Source organism: Cupriavidus sp. U2 (genome assembly GCF_009663685.2).
Classification (GTDB): domain Bacteria; phylum Pseudomonadota; class Gammaproteobacteria; order Burkholderiales; family Burkholderiaceae; genus Cupriavidus; species Cupriavidus necator_C.
Window position 1 is genome coordinate 102372 of the sequence record NZ_RCOG02000001.1, and the last position, 17351, is coordinate 119722.

Genomic DNA, 17351 nt, shown 5'->3' on the forward strand with positions numbered 1-17351 from the left:
GGCTCTGCTTGCCACTCGTTGCAGTTTGAGCCGCCCGCCCCTCTCCCCCGGCCCCTCTCTCAGAAGTGGGAGAGGGGCGCAAACCTGTCGCATCCTCCCAGCGCCCCCCCTCACCCGGCGGTATCATGCACAGATTCCCGTTCCCTGAAGAGCCTTCCCCATGGATCTGCGCGGCAAGCACATTGTCCTTGGCCTGACCGGCGGCATCGCCTGCTACAAGTCGGCCGAGCTGGTACGGCTGCTGACCAAGGCAGGTGCCACCGTGCAGGTGGCCATGACCGAAGCGGCAACGCATTTCATCACCCCGGTTACGATGCAGGCGCTGTCCGGGCGCCCGGTGTTCCTGTCGCAATGGGACGCGCGCATCGACAACAACATGGCGCATATCGACCTCTCGCGCGAGGCCGACGCCATCCTGATCGCCCCGGCTTCCACCGACTTCCTGGCCAAGGTGGCCAACGGCCTCTGTGACGATCTGCTCACCACGCTGTGCATCGCGCGCGAGTGCCCGCTGCTGGTGGCACCAGCCATGAACCGCCAGATGTGGGCCGCCGCGCCGACGCAACGCAATGCGGCCCAGCTGCGCGCCGATGGCGTGGCGATCCTGGGCCCCGGCACCGGCGACCAGGCCTGCGGCGAAATCGGCGACGGCCGGATGCTGGAGCCCGAGGAACTGGTGGAAGACCTGATCGCGTTCTTCCAGCCCAAGCCGCTGCAGGGCAAGCGGGTGCTGATTACCGCCGGCCCGACGTTCGAGGCCATCGATCCGGTGCGCGGCATCACCAACCTGTCGTCGGGCAAGATGGGCTTCTCGATCGCCCGCGCGGCCCGCGAAGCCGGTGCCGACGTGCTGCTGGTGGCCGGACCCACATCGCTGCCCACGCCGCGCGGCGTGGCGCGCACCGATATCCGCAGCGCCCAGCAGATGCACGATGCGGTCATGGCGCAACTGCGCGATGTCGATGTGTTCGTCGCCGTGGCCGCCGTGGCCGACTGGCGCCCGGCCGACGTGGCCCAGCAGAAGCTGAAGAAGGCCAACGACACCGACACGCCGACGCTGCAGTTCGTGCAGAACCCCGACATCCTGGCCGCCGTGGCAGCCCGCGCGGATGCGCCCTACTGCGTGGGATTCGCGGCCGAAAGCGAGAACCTGGAGCAGTACGGCGAGCAGAAGCGCCAGCGCAAGGGCGTGCCGCTGCTGGTGGGCAATATCGGCCACCACACCTTCGGCCTCGACGACAACGAGATCGTGCTGTTCGATGCCAACGGCATGACGCGCCTGCCGCGTGCCGACAAGCTGTCGCTGGCCCGCGAGCTGGTGGCCGCCATCGGCCAGCGCCTGCCGCACAAGTCCGTGTCACACCGCCGCACCCACAGCCATGAGTAATACCCGTCCCAAGCTGCGCCTGTCCGTGCTGGACCAGAGCCCGGTCATCCACGGCCATACGGCCCGCGACGCCATCGCGGCCACCGTCGACCTGGCCCAGATGGCCGACAGCCTCGGCTTCACCCGCTACTGGTGCGCCGAGCATCACGGCCTGCAAGGCGTGTGCAACCCGGCCCCCGAAGTCATGCTGGCGCGGCTGGGCAGCGTGACCCGGCGCATCCGGCTGGGGTCGGGGGGCGTGATGCTGCCCTACTACAGCCCGTTCAAGGTGGCTGAGCAGTTCCGCATGCTCGAGGCGCTGTTTCCGAACCGGATCGACCTTGGCGTGGGTCGTGCCCCAGGCGGCGACATGCGCACCGCGCAGGCGGTGGCCATGGGCCAGTACAACCGGGGCGACCGGTTCCCGCAGCAGGTGCAGGACCTGGCCTTCCTGCTGCGCGGCGAGGTGCCGCCCGACCATCTGGCCGAAGGCGTGCTGCTGCAGCCGGCCATCGATACCCGGCCCGAGATCTGGGTGCTCGGTTCCAGCGACTTCGGTGGCGCGCTGGCCGCACGGCTGGGGCTGCGATTCGCCTTCGCTCATTTCATCAACGCCCATGGCGGCGATATGGTGGCGCGGCAGTACCGCGAGGATTTCGAGGCCGGGTACGAAGACAAGCCATACAGCGCGGCTGCGGTGTTCGTGATCTGCGCCGATACCGAGGCCGAGGCCTCGGCGCTGGAGCGCGCCGTCGATATCCGCCGGCTGCAGATGGCCTATGGCGTCAACGCGCCGATTCCGTCGCTGGCCCAGGCCGCCGATTTCACGCCCACCGAGCGCGACCGCCTGATCATCGAACGCGAGCGGCCCCGGACGATCTGCGGCACGCCCGCGCAGGTGGCCGAGCGCATGCTGGCGCTGAAGGACCGCTTCGCGGCCGACGAACTGGTGGTGCTGAGCGTGACGGCGTCATACCAGGCGCGCATGCGCACGTATGAACTGCTGGCCGAGGCCTTCGACCTGCAAGGCTGATCGCGGGGCGCGACATCACGTGGCGGATCGAAGTGGCGGATCAGCAAAGGCGGCGCGGTATCATGCCGCCTTTGTCCCCTCGTACGAATCCACATCCATGACCGTAGCCGCGAATCCGACTGTCGAAATCAAGGTGCTCGACGCCCGCCTGAACGACTGGGGCCTGCCCGCCTACCAGAGCGACATGGCCGCCGCCATCGACCTGCACGCCTGCGTGGACGGCCCGGTGACCATCGAACCCGGCACGCCGGCGCAACTGGTGCCGGCCGGCTTCGCGGTGCATATGGCCAACCCGTTCATGTGCGCGACCATCGTGCCGCGCTCGGGCCTGGGTCACAAGAAGGGCCTGGTCCTGGGCAACTCGATCGGCGTGATCGATGCCGACTACCAGGGCCAGATCATGGTGAGCGTGTGGAACCGCAACGCGCCGGGCACCGAGCCGATCGTGATCCAGCCCGGCGAACGCATTGCCCAGATGATGTTTGTGCCGGTACTGCGTCCGGTGTTCACAACGGTGGAAGCGTTTTCGGAAGATTCCGCGCGCGGCGCCGGCGGCTTCGGCTCGACCGGCGTGGCACACGCGAAGGCGTAAGGCCAGATCGGTGTTCTCCCCTCTCCCGTGAAATGGGAGAGGGGAGCAAGAATCAGCGCTGCTCGAAGATCAGCGCCACACCATTGGCCTGCGCGGCCGGGATCCACGTGATGGACGGCGACAGGTCGGTGGCCTGCACCCCATTGGCCCGCCAGTGCGCGCGGGCTTTCTTCAGATCGTCAGTGGCAAGCCGGATCGCTGCATAGCCCGTGGCGCCATGCCGGAGCCCCGGCACGTCGGCAGCATCGGCCAGCGCCTGCGGCGCCGTGACCACGAACGATGCACCATCGATATCGAGCATCGCCGTTTCGCCACTGGCACGCGCAATCGTCGCGCCGGTCAGCGTGGCATAGGCTTCGGCCGTGGCCGCCACCCGATCCGCTTCCACCACCAGATACGTCGCCGCAATCGCCGTTGCGCCATTCGCGTGCGTCAGCCATTCCGGCCGCCACAGCAGTTCCGGCGTGCGATGCTCGCAGACGAAATAGCGGGCGCCTGGCGCCTGGTCCAACGCCGTCACGCGGAACGTGGCGGGGTGCTCCGAACCATCGTCCAGACGCACCGGGCGAGAGAATTCGATGGGGTCCGAAGGATGAAAGCCGGCTGCACGCAGCCGGTCGGCCGTGGCAAACGCATCGCGGCTCTTGCACGACATGGCTGCGCAACCGCCACCGCGCTGCTGGGCATTCCAGTAATACTGGCGGCTCGGGCTGGGCGCCGTCACATGCAGCAATTCCAGGTAGTCGCGCGCCAGCATGATGCAGTGGTTCTGCGATCCCAGCGTGTGATAGCCGCGCGGCGTCAGCGTGAAACCCAGCGCGCGCCAGCGGTCTGCGGCAGCGTCCAGGTCTGCGCAGACGATGACGGCGTGGTCGAACGGTTCGGGTAACGTCGGCATCGGATCAGTCGAACTGGATGTTGGCCTTGCGGGCCACGGCCTGCCACTTGTCGTGCTCGTGACGGACCAGGTTGCCCAGGTCGGCCGGCGACCCCACGGCGATTTCGAATCCCTGCGCGGTCAGCGCCTCCACCACGCGGGGCTGCTTGATCGATGCGCCCAACGCGTCGTGCAGGCGCATCACGGTGTCCTGCTGCATCTGCGCCGGCCCGAAAACGCCAATCCACGAATAGGCTTCAAAGCCCTTGTAGCCTTGTTCGGCCACGGTCGGCACCTGCGGCATCTGCTTGATCCGGCTCGTCCCGGTGACGCCAAGCACCTTGATCGTCCTGGCCGCCACGTGGGCCTGTACGGCCGCGTAGCTGCTGAAGAACAGGTCTACCTCCCCTGCCAGCACGGCCTGCACAGCCGGTCCGCCGCCCTTGTAGGGCACGTGCAGGAAATGTACGCCGGCCTCGGTGGCCAGGGCTTCGGCGGCCAGCTGGTTCAGGCTGCCGATGCCCGACGACGCAAAGCGCACCGCGTTCGGGTTCGACTTCGCCAGCTCGATCAATTCACGCACGTTCGAAGCCGATAGCGCCGGGTTGGCGGCGATAACAAGCGGGAAGCGCACGAGTTGGGTGATCGGCGTGAAATCCTTGAAGGTATCGTACGGCAGGTTCTTGTACGCAAACGGGTTGATGGCGTGCGTGTCGAAAGCCATCAACAGCGTGTTGCCGTCCGGCTTGGCCCGCGCCACGGTGCTGCTGGCAATCAGGCCGCCGGCGCCGGGCTTGTTGTCCACCACCACGGTCTGTCCCAGGATCGTCTTCAATCCCGGTTGCAGCTGTCGGGCCACGATATCGACGCTGCCCCCGGGCGGGAACGGCAGGACCATCGAAATCGGCCGGCTGGTTGCCGAGGGCTCGGCTGCATGGGAAACCTGGGCGAGGCCCGCGAATGACGCCACGGGCATGGCGCCCATCGGCAGGGACTTGAGCAGCAGGCGGCGCAGCCGCATGCGGTCGGGAGAAGACATCAGAGACTCGGGCTGGGCGGCCGGATGGCCGCGGAATCAGGAAAAGGCGGCATGCCACCAGCCGCGTATTTTGCCCGATGATCGCGCAACTTGCAGGATTGCCCTTCGCTTATCGCCCAAAAATGGAACAATCGCACCCCGATTTGCCGGAAAACGGACAAAAAAATGGCCGGGGGAAACCCGGCCATTTTTGCGTTGCGGCGTGGCGCAATCGGGGCGCGCTCAGACTTCCGCGCGCTGCTCGCTTTCCGGCGCCTCGGGCGGCTCCGGATCGGCTTCCGAGAAGGTCAGCTTGATCTGGTCCGCTTCGTCCAGGTCCACGGCCACCTTGCCACCGGTGACCAGCTTGCCGAACAGCAACTCGTCCGCGAGTGCCTTGCGGATCATGTCCTGGATCAGACGCTGCATCGGACGCGCGCCCATCAGCGGATCGAAGCCCTTCTTGGCCAGGTACTTGCGCAGCTTTTCCGAGAAGCTGGCTTCCACCTTCTTCTCGTGCAACTGCTCTTCCAGCTGCATCAGGAACTTGTCCACCACGCGCAGGATGATTTCCTCGTCCAGCGCCCGGAAGCTGATGGTCGCATCCAGACGGTTGCGGAACTCCGGCGTGAACATGCGCTTGATGTCGGCCATCTCGTCGCCCTGTTCGCGTGCCGTGGTGAAGCCGATGGTGGCCCGGTTCATCGTCTCGGCCCCCGCGTTCGTGGTCATGATGATGATCACGTTGCGGAAGTCGGCACGACGACCGTTGTTGTCGGTCAGCGAACCGTGGTCCATCACCTGCAGCAGGATATTGAAAATATCCGGATGTGCCTTCTCGATCTCATCAAGCAGCAGCACGCAGTGCGGCTTCTTGGTGACGGCCTCGGTCAGCAGGCCACCCTGGTCAAACCCGACATAGCCCGGCGGCGCGCCGATCAGACGGCTGACCGCATGGCGCTCCATGTATTCCGACATGTCGAAGCGCAGCAGTTCGATGCCCATGATGAACGCGAGCTGCTTGGCCACTTCGGTCTTGCCCACGCCCGTGGGGCCCGAGAACAGGAACGAGCCGATGGGCTTGTCGGTCTTGCCCAGGCCGGCGCGCGACATCTTGATTGCCGATGCCAGCGCCTCGATGGCCGGGTCCTGGCCGAACACCACCGACTTCAGGTCGCGCTCCAGCGTCTGCAGCTTGCTGCGGTCGTCCTGGTTCACGCTCTGCGGCGGGATGCGGGCAATGCGCGACACAATGTCCTCGATCTCGCCCTTGCCAATGGTCTTCTTCTGCTTCGACTTCGGCAGAATACGCTGCGCGGCACCTGCCTCATCGATCACATCGATGGCCTTGTCAGGCAGATGGCGGTCGGTGATGAAGCGGGCGGACAGTTCGGCCGCCGCGGTCAGCGCCGACGCCGCGTACTTGACACCATGGTGCTCTTCGAAGCGCGACTTCAGACCGCGCAGGATCTGCACGGTCTGGTCCACCGACGGCTCGACCACGTCGATCTTCTGGAAACGACGCGACAGGGCCGCATCCTTCTCGAAAATGCCGCGATATTCCGTGAACGTGGTGGCACCCACGCACTTGAGCTGGCCCGACGACAGCGCCGGCTTGAGCAGGTTGCTGGCGTCCAGCGTGCCCCCCGATGCGGCGCCCGCGCCGATCAGCGTGTGGATTTCGTCGATGAACAGGATCGCGTGCGGATTGTCCTTGAGCGACTTCAGCACGCCCTTGAGCCGCTGTTCGAAGTCGCCGCGGTACTTGGTGCCAGCCAGCAGCGCGCCCATGTCGAGCGAGTACACGGTAGCCTTTTCCAGGATATCGGGCACCTCGTTCTTGGTGATGCGCCAGGCCAGGCCTTCCGCAATGGCGGTCTTGCCCACGCCGGCTTCGCCCACCAGCAGCGGGTTGTTCTTGCGCCGGCGGCACAGCACCTGCACCACGCGCTCCACCTCGCTGTCGCGGCCGATCAGCGGATCGATCTTGCCGGCCTTGGCCAGCGCGTTCAGGTTCTGGGTGTATTGCTCGAGCGGGCTTTCCTTGCCGTCGCCGCCCTCGCCTTCGGGGTTGCCCTCGCCGTGCTTGGCCGGTTCGGCCTGGTCCTTGCGGATGCCATGGCTGATGAAGTTGACCACGTCCAGGCGCGTCACGCCCTGCTGCTGCAGGTAGTACACCGCGTGGGAGTCCTTTTCGCCGAAGATGGCCACCAGCACGTTGGCGCCGGTCACCTCCTTCTTGCCATTCGACGTCGACTGCACGTGCATGATGGCGCGCTGGATCACACGCTGGAAGCCCAGTGTGGGCTGCGTGTCCACTTCATCGGTGCCCGGTACGACAGGCGTGTTGTCTGCGATGAAATTCTTCAGACTGGTGCGCAAGTCCTCGATATTGGCCGCGCAGGCGCGCAGCACTTCAGCTGCTGTGGGGTTGTCGAGCAGCGCCTGCAGCAGGTGCTCCACCGTAATGAATTCGTGGCGTGCCTGGCGAGCCTCGACAAAGGCCATGTGCAGACTTACTTCCAATTCTTGCGCAATCATGCTTCCTCCATCACGCACTGCAGGGGGTGGCCCGCCTGCCGCGCATGGGTTGATACAAGCTCGACCTTGGTCGCCGCAATATCCCGCGTGTAGATACCACAAACGCCTTTACCTTCCCGGTGGACGGTGAGCATGATCTGCGTCGCCGTTTCCCGGTCCCTGCTGAAATACTGCTGCAGGATCATCACGACAAACTCCATCGGAGTGTAGTCGTCATTGAGCAGGAGCACCTTGTACATCGCCGGCGGCTTGAGCTGCTGCTCTTTCCGCTCGATGACTGTGCCTGCTTCGCGTTGGGGGGTGTTCGCCAGCCGTGTCGCCATGGCTTTTATTCTAACCCTTACTCACAAGTCTGCAATTTGGGGAACTGGCCCGGTATTCAAGGGCAGCCCTTCGGAAAAATCCTGGCGTGGGCAACCGCACAAAGGGCGCCCGGCGCACGTTCTCGGTGCATGGTACGCGCCCGCCGACCCTTGCCGGGGCACCTGACGGGCCGCCAGACGGCATTTTCAAAAATCCATGCACCACGGCGACAAAGGTACCATCTGGCGCCGTTTCAATCCCGCCACACCCCACGCCCAGTGGGGAATCTGCCAGCTTGACAGTATGTAGGTTTGCCAGAAAAATCGTTTGCACATCGGGGCCTGGGCAGCGAGCCGAAGCAAAAAGTCCAGACCGGATGTATCCGTGAGCAGGGAGGCCCACGACCGGCGTAGGTCAGCCATTTGCGGCGCGTTTCCGGAGGCGGTTTCGTTTCCGGAGGGGCGCGGCGGCTGGCCACGCGAATTTCATTTGCGCGGCGCTTTACGCGGCCGGTCCGTCAGGAACGGCACGCTGGGCCCGCCAGGGTGGTTTTCAGCTGGCCATTGGTTTCCCCGCTTGAAATCAGCTTTTTCGTTGGGGGAGTTTATGGCAAGCGGTATCGTCAAATGGTTCAATGACGCCAAGGGTTTCGGATTTATCAAGCCGGACGATGGCGAGGAAGAACTGTTTGCGCACTTTTCGGCAATCCAGATGGCGGGCTTCAAGACGCTGAAGGAAGGCCAGCGCGTTTCGTTCGAGGTGGTGCAAGGCCCGAAGGGCAAGCAAGCCACGAACATCCAGGACGCCGCCCAGTAAAGTGCGCCGCGGCCGAACACGCCATACAGAGCGGCGTCGGCCAATGCGGATGTGAAGGGGGGAAACTTCCTTCGGAACGGGATCCAGTGCCACGGCTGGCAATGCCAGTCCGGGGCACGCGCCAAGCGCGTACGCCAAGCATCCGGAAAAACGCCCGGCCCATGTGAACCATGTGCCGGGCGTTTCTGTTTCTGCGTTGCCCGCTGCGGTTCCCGGGTGCGGAACGGCGTTCCGTAAAGCCCCTCGCCGAGCCGGCACTGTCAACCAAGTCAAGGAAACGTCCCAGGGCCGACTCGCTTTCGTAGGAGCGCCATTTCGGCATCGATGGCGGCTTCGTAGACTGGCCCGAGCCATCCCCGCGCATGTTGCGCGCGGACACGCTCGACCATCGGAGCTTCGCCAAATGACACACACGCTACGAGCAGCCGCCTTCTGCGGCGCCATCGTCATGGGGTCAGCCAGCGCAATCGCCGCCGACCCGCCTGGCCACGACCCTCACGCCTGGTCCTACGAAGGCGCGACGGACCCCTCTCACTGGGGCGAATTGGACCCCGGATTTTTCCGATGCGCGACGGGCAAACTGCAATCGCCCGTGGATATCCATGGTGCGACACCGGCGCACCTTCCGGCGCTCGCGTTTCACTATCGGCCCACGCGGGTCAAGGTCGCCAATACCGGACATACGATCGAGGTGCGGCCCGCTGGCGCCGAGACGCTGACCACGGCTTCGGGCACCTATCGGCTGGCGCAATTCCACTTTCACACGCCCAGCGAGACCCGCTTCAACGGCAAGGCCTACCCGCTGTCCGTGCACTTTGTCCACCAGGACGATAAAGGGCGCGTCGTCGCCGTGGTCGCGGTCATGTTCAGGATGGGCAAACCCAACCCGCAACTGGCCACGCTGTTCCGCACGCTGCCCAAGCCGGGCGCCCAGCCCGTGCCGATGCCCGGCCGGGTCAACATCGCCGGCCTGCTGCCTAAATCACATCACTACTACACGTTCCCCGGCAGCCTGACCACACCGCCTTGTACCGAGGATGTCCAGTGGTACGTGATGAAGCAGCCGCTGACGATCTCGCCGCAACAACTGGCCGCGTTTCGTAGCCGCTATCCGATGAATGCGCGGCCGCCCCAGCCGCTGGATGGGCGCGCCGTGCAGTCGGGCGGTTGAAGGACACCCGAAAAAAAAAAAGGCCCGGCCACCTCGCGGTGCCGGGGCGCTTGCCGTCCGGGTCGGCCAGCCTTACATGTTGTCGATCATCACCTGGCCGAAGCCCGAGCACGACACCTGCGTGGCGCCTTCCAGCAGCCGCGCGAAGTCATAGGTCACCTTCTTCGACTGGATCGATTTCTCCATCGACTCGATGATCAGGTCGGCAGCCTCGGTCCAGCCGATATGGCGCAGCATCATTTCTGCGGACAGGATTTCCGAACCCGGATTCACGTAGTCCTTGCCAGCGTATTTCGGCGCCGTGCCATGCGTGGCCTCGAACATCGCCACGTCGTCCGACATGTTGGCGCCCGGCGCGATGCCGATGCCGCCCACCTGGGCCGCCAGCGCGTCGGAGATGTAGTCGCCGTTCAGGTTCAGCGTGGCGATCACCGAATACTCGGCCGGGCGCAGCAGCACCTGCTGCAGGAACGCATCGGCGATAACGTCCTTGATCACGATGTCGCGGCCGGTCTTCGGGTTCTTGAACCTGCACCACGGGCCACCATCGACCAGTTCGGCACCGAATTCCTGCTGCGCCAGCTCGTAGCCCCAGTCACGGAAGCCACCCTCGGTGAACTTCATGATGTTGCCCTTGTGCACCAGCGTGACCGACGGCTTGTCGTTGTCGATCGCATACTGGATCGCCTTGCGCACCAGCCGTTGGGTGCCCTGTTTCGACACCGGCTTCACGCCAATGGCGGATGTGTCCGGGAAACGGATCTTCTTGACGCCCATTTCGTCCTGCAGGAAGGCGATCAGCTTCTTCGCCCCCTCGCTGCCGGCCTCCCATTCGATGCCGGCGTAGATGTCCTCCGAATTCTCGCGGAAGATCACCATATTGGTCTTTTCCGGCTCGCGCACCGGCGACGGCACGCCCTTGAAATATCGAACCGGGCGCAGGCACACATAGAGATCGAGCTGCTGGCGCAGCGCCACGTTCAGCGACCGGATGCCGCCACCAACCGGCGTGGTCAACGGGCCCTTGATCGACACCACGTACTCCTTGACCACGTCGAGCGTCTCTTCGGGCAGCCAGACGTCCGGGCCGTAGATGCGCGTGGACTTCTCGCCGGCGAAGACCTCCATCCACGCGATCCTGCGCTGGCCGCCATAGGCCTTGGCCACGGCGGCGTCCACCACCTTCAGCATCACCGGGGTGATATCGACGCCCGTGCCGTCGCCTTCGATATACGGAATGATCGGGTTGTCCGGCACGTTCAGCGAGAAATCGGCGTTGACCGTGATCTTCTCGCCTGCCGGCACCTTGATGTGCTGATACATGTTCGTCTCCAACTGCGGATGGGGGTGATGGCTGGCACCAGGCCGCAGAGCCCGGCGACGCGATTGTGTTGTGCGAGGCATTGTAACGGGCGTTTCGCCACCGTCGCGTGTCCTCGGCCAACGGCATCCGCGCCCGGCGGGTGTGCCACATCGCACAGCAGTCTTATATAAGACATAAGACCTATCTGTATATTATGCATAAAGCGATGGCGCGCGCCAACGTTTGCGCGCCGGCCATGGCGGCACTGGTGGATAATGCGCGGCCATGACCTTGATCGCCCTCAACAAGCCCTTCCAGATGATGAGCCAGTTCTCCGCGCATCCGTCGCGGGCGACGCTGGCTGACTGCGTCGACATGCCTGGCGTCTACCCGGCCGGACGCCTCGACGCGGACAGTGAAGGCCTGCTGCTGCTGACCGACGACGGCGCGCTGCAGACGCGCATCGCCGACCCCAGGCACAAGCTGGCCAAGACCTATCTGGCGCAGGTGGAGGGCATACCCGACGATGCCGCGCTGGCCCGCCTGCGCGCGGGCGTGGATCTTGGCGATTTCACGACGCTGCCGGCTGCTGTGCGCGTGGTCGATGCACCCGACTGGCTATGGGATCGCGATCCGCCGATCCGGTATCGCGCGGCCATTCCCACCACCTGGGTTGAACTGCAGATTCGCGAAGGCAAGAACCGCCAGGTGCGGCGGATGACGGCCGCCGTGGGCTTTCCCACGCTTCGGCTGATCCGGGCAGCCATCGGCAACCTGTCGCTGCCCGAGCTTGGCCTGATGCCGGGGCAATGGAGCGAGGTGGATGTCCGCGCACTGGGACTTCCATCCCGGCCATCACATGTCCGTGGCGCAATACATGTGCCCAGACGCCGGTAAAACGCAGTTACAAATAGTGTTAAACACGACGTCAACGGCAAAAGATGGCGTTTCGTTTTTGCGAGTGACACGTCTACGCGCGTCGAACCCTCCAAATACTGGATACATTTCTGAGGTACTCGCAATGAAAAAACTGATCGCTGCCCTGGTTGTTGGCCTGTTCGCTACCGGCGCTTTCGCGCAAGCTTCGGCTCCCGCTGCTGACGCTGCGCCGGCCGCCAAGGAAGCCGCGAAGCCCGCGAAGTCCACCCATCACAAGCATTCGTCGACCAAGCACCACGCCAAGAAGGCGGAAGCTTCGGCACCGGCCGCCCAGTAAGGCGACCCCGCGCGCGGACACCTTCCGCGCGTCTGTAGAAAGGCAGGCGCCCATGCGACCTGCCTTTTTTCATGTCCGGCGCTTTCGGCACGGCCGGCATGGCTGCGCTATGCTCTCGCCTGCAGCAAGACCCCCAACGACAAGATCCGCCATGCATCCCGTGTTCAAGACCTTGATGGCCGTGGGCGCCGCCGCGCTGACGAGCCTGGCCCAGGCGCAGTCCGCGCTGCCTGTCATCCCGCTGACCGCCGGCATGTACGCCATCCAGGCCGAAGTGGCGGCATCGTCCGAAGCGCGCGAGCGCGGCTTGATGTTCCGCAAGTCGATGCCCGCCAACGCCGGCATGCTGTTCGTGTTCGAGGAAAAGGCCGGGCACTGCTTCTGGATGCGCAACACGGACCTGCCGCTTTCCATCGCCTTCCTGGCCGATGACGGCAGCATCGTGAACATCGAGGACATGAAGCCCCAGACCGAGGACAACCACTGCCCGCGCGCGGCCGTGCGCTACGCGCTGGAGATGAACAAGGGCTGGTTTGCGCAGAAGGGCATCAAGCCCGGCGCAAAGATCGGCGGCCTGCCGCAAGCGCGGCAGGGGCAATAGCGTTTCCTGGTTCGATCGTGCTTCCTAGTCGCGGAAGTTGTTGAAGTCCAGGGGCGCCTCGCTGACGTCCTTGCGCAGCAGCGCGATCACCGACTGCAGGTCGTCGCGCTTGGTGCCCGTCACGCGCACGGCGTCGCCCTGGATGCTGGCCTGCACCTTGATCTTGCTGTCCTTGATCATGCGCACGATTTTCTTCGACAGGTCGCCGGTCACACCCTTCTTGATCGTGATGACCTGCTTGACCTTGTCGCCGCTGATCTTCTCGACCTTGCCGTAGTCCAGGAAGCGCACGTCCACATTGCGCTTGGCCATCTTGTTGATCATCACGTCCTTGACCTGGCCGAGCTTGAAGTCGTCATCGGCAAACGCGGTCAGTTCGCCTTCCTTCTGCTCGACGCGGGCGTCGGACCCCTTGAAGTCGAAACGCGTGGAGATTTCCTTGTTGGCCTGTTCCACGGCGTTCTTCACTTCCACCATATTGGCTTCACACACTACGTCAAACGACGGCATATCGATTCTCCTGGTCTTGCATGGCGCGCCGTTTGCCCCGGCGGCCGGTTCATGCGGTTACGTATAATCTTGGCCTGCCCCGGTCCGGGGTGCTTTCCCCGTCCTTCATGGCAGATTTTTACGAATTTTATCCCCTGCGCACCCACAATACATTCGGGTTCGATGCGCGTGCGCGTCTGGCGGCGCATATTCGCAGCGAATCCGACCTGGTTTCGGCCCTGTCGGACCCGCGCGCGGCCGGGATGCCGGTGGTGGTGCTCGGGGGTGGCAGCAACGTCGTGCTGACCGGCGATCTCGACGCCTGCGTGCTGCTGATGGAAATCCCGGGCTACGACATCGCCGAGGACGTCACCGAAGGCCGCGCCGACTGGCTCGTGACGGCCGGTGCCGGCGAAAACTGGCACGGCCTGGTGAGCCGCACGGTTGCCGACGGTGTGCCGGGCCTCGAAAACCTGGCCCTGATCCCGGGCACGGCCGGCGCCGCCCCGATCCAGAACATCGGCGCCTATGGCGTGGAATTGCGGGACCGCTTCGCACGGCTGCGCGCCTACGATCGCCAGGCACGCGAATTCGTCACGCTGGATCTGGACGCCTGCGCGTTCGGCTACCGCGACAGCCTGTTCAAGCGCGAAGGCCGCGACCGCTACATCATCACGGCCGTGACGCTGCGGCTGCCGAAGGCCTGGCAGCCAGTGCTGAACTACGGCGAACTGGCGCGCGAACTGCAACACATTGCATCACCCAGCGCCGCACAGGTGCGCGATGCCGTCATCGCCATCCGCTCGCGCAAGCTGCCCGATCCGGCACAGATCGGCAACGCGGGCTCGTTCTTCAAGAATCCGGTGGTGGAAGCGGCGCAGCGCGATGCGCTGGTGGCCGAGCATCCGGCGCTGGTCAGCTATCCCCAGCCCGACGGTCGCTACAAGCTGGCGGCGGGCTGGCTGATCGACCAGTGCGGCTTCAAGGGCCTGGACGACGGCCCGGTGGGCGTCTACGGCAAGCAGGCGCTGGTGCTGGTGCATCATGGCGGCGGCACGGGCGCCGCGCTGCTGAAGCTGGCGGACCGCATCGCGGATACGGTCCAGGCGCGCTTTGGCGTCAGGATCGAGCCGGAACCGGTGATCCTTTGAAGGGTGTACTTCTCCCCTCTCCCGCCGGCGGGAGAGGGGAGAAAACCGTGCAGCTCAAGCCAAAGCTCAAGCGAAGTGGCAGACGTAGTCCAGGGTCTCGGTCACTTCGATGTCGAAGCTGCTATTGCCCGGCACGTCGAACTGCTGGCCCGCGCCGTAGGTCTTCCATTCTTCCGAGCCGGCCAGGCGCACGCGGCAGCTGCCCGCGTTGATTTCCATGACTTCCGGCGCGCCCGTGCTGAACGTCAGCGCGGCCGGAAAGATCACGCCCAGCGTCTTGCGCGTGCCATCGGCAAACAGCACCGTGTGGCTCACGCACTTGCCATCGAAATACAGGTTGGCCTTTTTGACGACCGACACATTGTCGAACTGGCTCATCTCAATCTCCTCGGATCTTGCGGTTCGTAAAGACGTAAAAAAGGGAGCCATCGCGGCCCCCTTTCATTGGCTCCAGCGGCGGCTCAGTAGCGGCCGCAGAGCAGGTATTCCATCAGCGCCTTCTGCACGTGCAGGCGGTTCTCGGCTTCTTCCCACACCACGCTGCGCGGGCCGTCGATGACGGCGGCTTCCACTTCCTCGCCACGGTGCGCCGGCAGGCAGTGCATGAACAGGGCATCGTCAGCGGCGCAGTCCATCATCGCCGTGGTCACCATCCAGTCCTTGAACGCGCGCTTGCGCGCTTCGTTCTCGGCCTCGAAGCCCATGCTGGTCCAGACGTCCGTGGTCACCAGGTGCGCGCCCTGGCAGGCTTCCAGCGGATTGGCGAACACCCTCACGCGCGGCGCGGCCGATGCCGGCACCATGGCCGGGTCCAGCTGGTAGCCCGGGGGCGCCGAGAACGTGAACGTGAAGTCGAGCCGCTCGGCCGCCTGGATCCAGGTGTAAGCCATGTTGTTGGCGTCACCGATCCAGGCCACGGTCTTGCCGGCAATGCTGCCGCGCTGCTCGATATACGTGAAGATATCGGCCAGCACCTGGCAGGGGTGGTATTCGTTGGTCAGCCCGTTGATCACCGGCACGCGCGAATGCGCGGCAAAGCGGTCGATGATGTCCTGGCCGTAGGTGCGGATCATGATGATGTCGACCATGCGCGAGATCACCTGTGCGGCATCCTCGATCGGCTCGCCACGCCCCAGCTGCGAATCGCGCGTGTTCAGGAACACCGCATGGCCACCCAGCTGGTGGACACCGGCCTCGAACGACAGGCGCGTACGCGTGGAATTCTTTTCGAAGATCATGGCCAGCGTGCGGTCGTGCAGCGGGTGCCATGTCTCGTAGTTCTTGAACTTCGCCTTCAGGATCCTCGCGCGGTCCAGCAGGTACGCGTACTCGTCGGCACCGAGGTCGCTGAACTGGAGGTAATGCTTGATCGGGGTTGGGCTCATAAAACAAAGAAGGCGGCTCGCTTGGGACACGCAGCCCGATTGCGCGGAAGTGCAATCCATGAGGGCTGGAGCGTGTCGCGGAGCCGCCTTTCGCGTCGCTTACGCAATGTAATTGCAAAGATCATAAGGGATTATTCCAGCTTTGGCGAGCCCGGTCCGTTAACCTCCAGAAGCGGCACTGGCGCGCCCCTGGGGGTCACTGACAGGTTTCCGACAGGATTCAGCCTTATGCGCAGGTCTTATATAAGATATAATACTCGCTGATTCACGCGGGGCCCGGCATACCGATGCCAACAGCCCGCCGCCGGCATCAAAAGTGCCCCCGCCGACACCACGCCCCGCTGGTCATGTCCGGATGCGCGCGAACCATTCGCCCGCCGGATGCGTCAAACGGTGCGCCCGTTGAAGCGGGTTTACCGTCGAGTCACCAAGCAGAATCCCCGCAGTCCCATGACCACCCCCCAAGTCCGCGAATATTTCATCCAAGGCGTTACGAAGGAAGGCAAGACCTTCCGCCCCAGCGACTGGGCCGAGCGGCTGTGCGGCGTGATGGCGCAATTCCGTCCCGAAGGCGATACCGGCGATCCCCGCCTGACCTACTCGCCGTATGTGCGCCCGGTGATCGTGGCTGGCGTCAAGAACGTGGTGGTGGATACCCGGCTGCGCGACATCGAGCCGAAGGCGCTCGATTTTGTCCTGAACTTCGCCCGCGACAACAACCTCCAGGTGGTGGAAGCCTGCTCGGTCGAACACTGACACCGAAGTCGACGCACCCCATATGAAGAAACCCGGCCGGCGCCGGGTTTTTTGTTGCCGGCCGCACGCGGCCAAGCCAGCCGCAGCGACGCCCCAGAAAACAAAAAAGCCCGTCCGAAGACGAGCTTTTCTTTCTGCAGGCCACCGGGGTGGCCCAGGCAGACTTAGGCGGCCATGCCCTTGATGGCTGCCGACAGGCGCGACTTGTGACGAGCGGCCTTGTTCTTGTGCACGATCTTCTTGTCAGCAATGCTGTCGATGATCGTTTGCGACTGCTTGAAGATTTCAGCAGCTGCAGCCTTGTCGCCGGCGTCGATTGCCTTGCGAACTGCCTTGACGGCGGTGCGCAGACGCGAGCGCAGGCTGGAATTGTGGGCGTTCGCGGCGACGGCTTGGCGCGCGCGCTTGCGAGCTTGTGCGGAATTTGCCATGTATCTCTTCCTGAATTCAGAATGCGCGCCCGGGGCGACGCAATAATTTGGGACGCAACAATTAAGTCACATCGTGCGACCCGGGATGTTTCGACAAACGAATCCTGGACGCGACTGTCCTTGCGAATCGGCGATTATACACACATGCTGCCGGCACAGGCAAGGGTGATTCGTATACCCGCGCTGACGGTCACCCAACATCGGCCGATCCGTATAATAAGCGCCACATCCGGCGCCGCCTGGCCGCAGACCGTGGCGCCGCGGCAACTTTTGGGGCCAAACGGGCGTCTGAACCGCATTCC

At 64.4% G+C, this 17351-nt stretch carries 19 protein-coding genes; 10 read left to right on the forward strand and 9 right to left on the reverse strand.

Going from position 1 to position 17351, the window contains the following annotated elements:
• The first annotated feature begins 160 nt into the window (after positions 1-160).
• The 3 genes from coaBC to dut all read left to right on the forward strand — a co-directional run bounded on the left by coaBC (position 161) and on the right by dut (position 2991).
• Positions 161-1387, forward strand: a complete 1227-nt coding sequence (coaBC, locus tag D9X30_RS00465; protein WP_153947341.1) for a bifunctional phosphopantothenoylcysteine decarboxylase/phosphopantothenate--cysteine ligase CoaBC — start codon at positions 161-163, stop codon at positions 1385-1387.
• The gene (locus tag D9X30_RS00470; protein ID WP_153947340.1) at positions 1380-2399 is read left to right on the forward strand and encodes an LLM class flavin-dependent oxidoreductase; all 1020 of its coding nucleotides are present in this window, start codon (positions 1380-1382) and stop codon (positions 2397-2399) included. The genes coaBC and D9X30_RS00470 overlap by 8 nt, the downstream gene beginning before the upstream one ends.
• Positions 2400-2496: 97 nt before the next feature.
• Positions 2497-2991 carry a dUTP diphosphatase gene (gene dut / locus D9X30_RS00475; RefSeq protein WP_092601756.1) on the forward strand — a complete coding sequence of 165 codons (495 nt, stop codon included), beginning with the start codon at positions 2497-2499 and terminating at the stop codon, positions 2989-2991.
• A 52-nt stretch (positions 2992-3043) separates the two neighbouring features.
• Here the strand turns inward: dut and D9X30_RS00480 are convergent, their stop codons facing one another.
• The 4 genes from D9X30_RS00480 to clpS all read right to left on the reverse strand — a co-directional run bounded on the left by D9X30_RS00480 (position 3044) and on the right by clpS (position 7750).
• Positions 3044-3889, reverse strand: coding sequence for a VOC family protein (locus tag D9X30_RS00480; RefSeq protein ID WP_153947339.1), 846 nt, complete (start codon positions 3887-3889; stop codon positions 3044-3046).
• A 4-nt stretch (positions 3890-3893) separates the two neighbouring features.
• A complete protein-coding gene (locus D9X30_RS00485; protein WP_194946494.1) occupies positions 3894-4907 on the reverse strand; it encodes a Bug family tripartite tricarboxylate transporter substrate binding protein in 1014 nt (337 codons plus the stop codon).
• Positions 4908-5129: 222 nt separating this feature from the next.
• Positions 5130-7427, reverse strand: coding sequence for an ATP-dependent Clp protease ATP-binding subunit ClpA (clpA, locus tag D9X30_RS00490; RefSeq protein ID WP_153947338.1), 2298 nt, complete (start codon positions 7425-7427; stop codon positions 5130-5132).
• Positions 7424-7750, reverse strand: a complete 327-nt coding sequence (gene clpS / locus D9X30_RS00495; protein WP_049815983.1) for an ATP-dependent Clp protease adapter ClpS — start codon at positions 7748-7750, stop codon at positions 7424-7426. The genes clpA and clpS overlap by 4 nt, the downstream gene beginning before the upstream one ends.
• 586 nt (positions 7751-8336) lie before the next feature.
• Here clpS and D9X30_RS00500 point away from each other — a divergent pair.
• Together D9X30_RS00500 and D9X30_RS00505 are read left to right on the forward strand one after the other, a co-directional pair.
• Complete coding sequence (locus tag D9X30_RS00500; RefSeq protein WP_029051623.1) at positions 8337-8546, forward strand: cold-shock protein; 210 nt, start codon at positions 8337-8339, stop codon at positions 8544-8546.
• 403 nt (positions 8547-8949) lie between these two features.
• Positions 8950-9717 carry a carbonic anhydrase gene (locus D9X30_RS00505; protein WP_228770865.1) on the forward strand — a complete coding sequence of 256 codons (768 nt, stop codon included), beginning with the start codon at positions 8950-8952 and terminating at the stop codon, positions 9715-9717.
• Between the two features lie 72 nt (positions 9718-9789).
• Here the strand turns inward: D9X30_RS00505 and icd are convergent, their stop codons facing one another.
• Positions 9790-11040, reverse strand: coding sequence for an NADP-dependent isocitrate dehydrogenase (gene icd, locus D9X30_RS00510; protein WP_153947337.1), 1251 nt, complete (start codon positions 11038-11040; stop codon positions 9790-9792).
• 265 nt (positions 11041-11305) lie between these two features.
• Between icd and D9X30_RS00515 the strand changes: the two genes are divergently transcribed.
• The 3 genes from D9X30_RS00515 to D9X30_RS00525 all read left to right on the forward strand — a co-directional run bounded on the left by D9X30_RS00515 (position 11306) and on the right by D9X30_RS00525 (position 12837).
• The gene (locus tag D9X30_RS00515; RefSeq protein ID WP_153947336.1) at positions 11306-11917 is read left to right on the forward strand and encodes a pseudouridine synthase; all 612 of its coding nucleotides are present in this window, start codon (positions 11306-11308) and stop codon (positions 11915-11917) included.
• Positions 11918-12041: 124 nt separating this feature from the next.
• Positions 12042-12236: a hypothetical protein gene (locus D9X30_RS00520; protein WP_066732106.1), complete on the forward strand. Its 195-nt coding sequence runs from the start codon at positions 12042-12044 to the stop codon at positions 12234-12236.
• A 151-nt stretch (positions 12237-12387) separates the two neighbouring features.
• Entirely contained in the window at positions 12388-12837 is a 450-nt protein-coding gene (locus D9X30_RS00525) for a DUF192 domain-containing protein (protein ID WP_092601769.1), read from the forward strand.
• A 24-nt stretch (positions 12838-12861) separates the two neighbouring features.
• On the opposite strand, the gene D9X30_RS00530 is transcribed toward D9X30_RS00525, so the two are convergent.
• Positions 12862-13347, reverse strand: coding sequence for a YajQ family cyclic di-GMP-binding protein (locus tag D9X30_RS00530; protein ID WP_092601771.1), 486 nt, complete (start codon positions 13345-13347; stop codon positions 12862-12864).
• Positions 13348-13454: 107 nt separating this feature from the next.
• On the opposite strand from D9X30_RS00530, the gene murB reads away from it, so the two are divergent.
• Positions 13455-14477, forward strand: coding sequence for a UDP-N-acetylmuramate dehydrogenase (gene murB, locus D9X30_RS00535; protein WP_153947335.1), 1023 nt, complete (start codon positions 13455-13457; stop codon positions 14475-14477).
• Positions 14478-14543: 66 nt separating this feature from the next.
• Here the strand turns inward: murB and ppnP are convergent, their stop codons facing one another.
• Together ppnP and argF are read right to left on the reverse strand one after the other, a co-directional pair.
• Entirely contained in the window at positions 14544-14855 is a 312-nt protein-coding gene (ppnP, locus tag D9X30_RS00540; RefSeq protein ID WP_153947334.1) for a pyrimidine/purine nucleoside phosphorylase, read from the reverse strand.
• Between the two features lie 83 nt (positions 14856-14938).
• Positions 14939-15862, reverse strand: coding sequence for an ornithine carbamoyltransferase (gene argF, locus D9X30_RS00545; RefSeq protein WP_153947333.1), 924 nt, complete (start codon positions 15860-15862; stop codon positions 14939-14941).
• A gap of 450 nt (positions 15863-16312) precedes the next feature.
• Here argF and D9X30_RS00550 point away from each other — a divergent pair, with 450 nt between their 5' ends.
• Positions 16313-16618, forward strand: a complete 306-nt coding sequence (locus D9X30_RS00550) for a DUF3579 domain-containing protein (protein WP_092601779.1) — start codon at positions 16313-16315, stop codon at positions 16616-16618.
• A 164-nt stretch (positions 16619-16782) separates the two neighbouring features.
• On the opposite strand, the gene rpsT is transcribed toward D9X30_RS00550, so the two are convergent.
• The gene (gene rpsT / locus D9X30_RS00555) at positions 16783-17049 is read right to left on the reverse strand and encodes a 30S ribosomal protein S20 (RefSeq protein WP_066732116.1); all 267 of its coding nucleotides are present in this window, start codon (positions 17047-17049) and stop codon (positions 16783-16785) included.
• Positions 17050-17351: the final 302 nt, after the last annotated feature.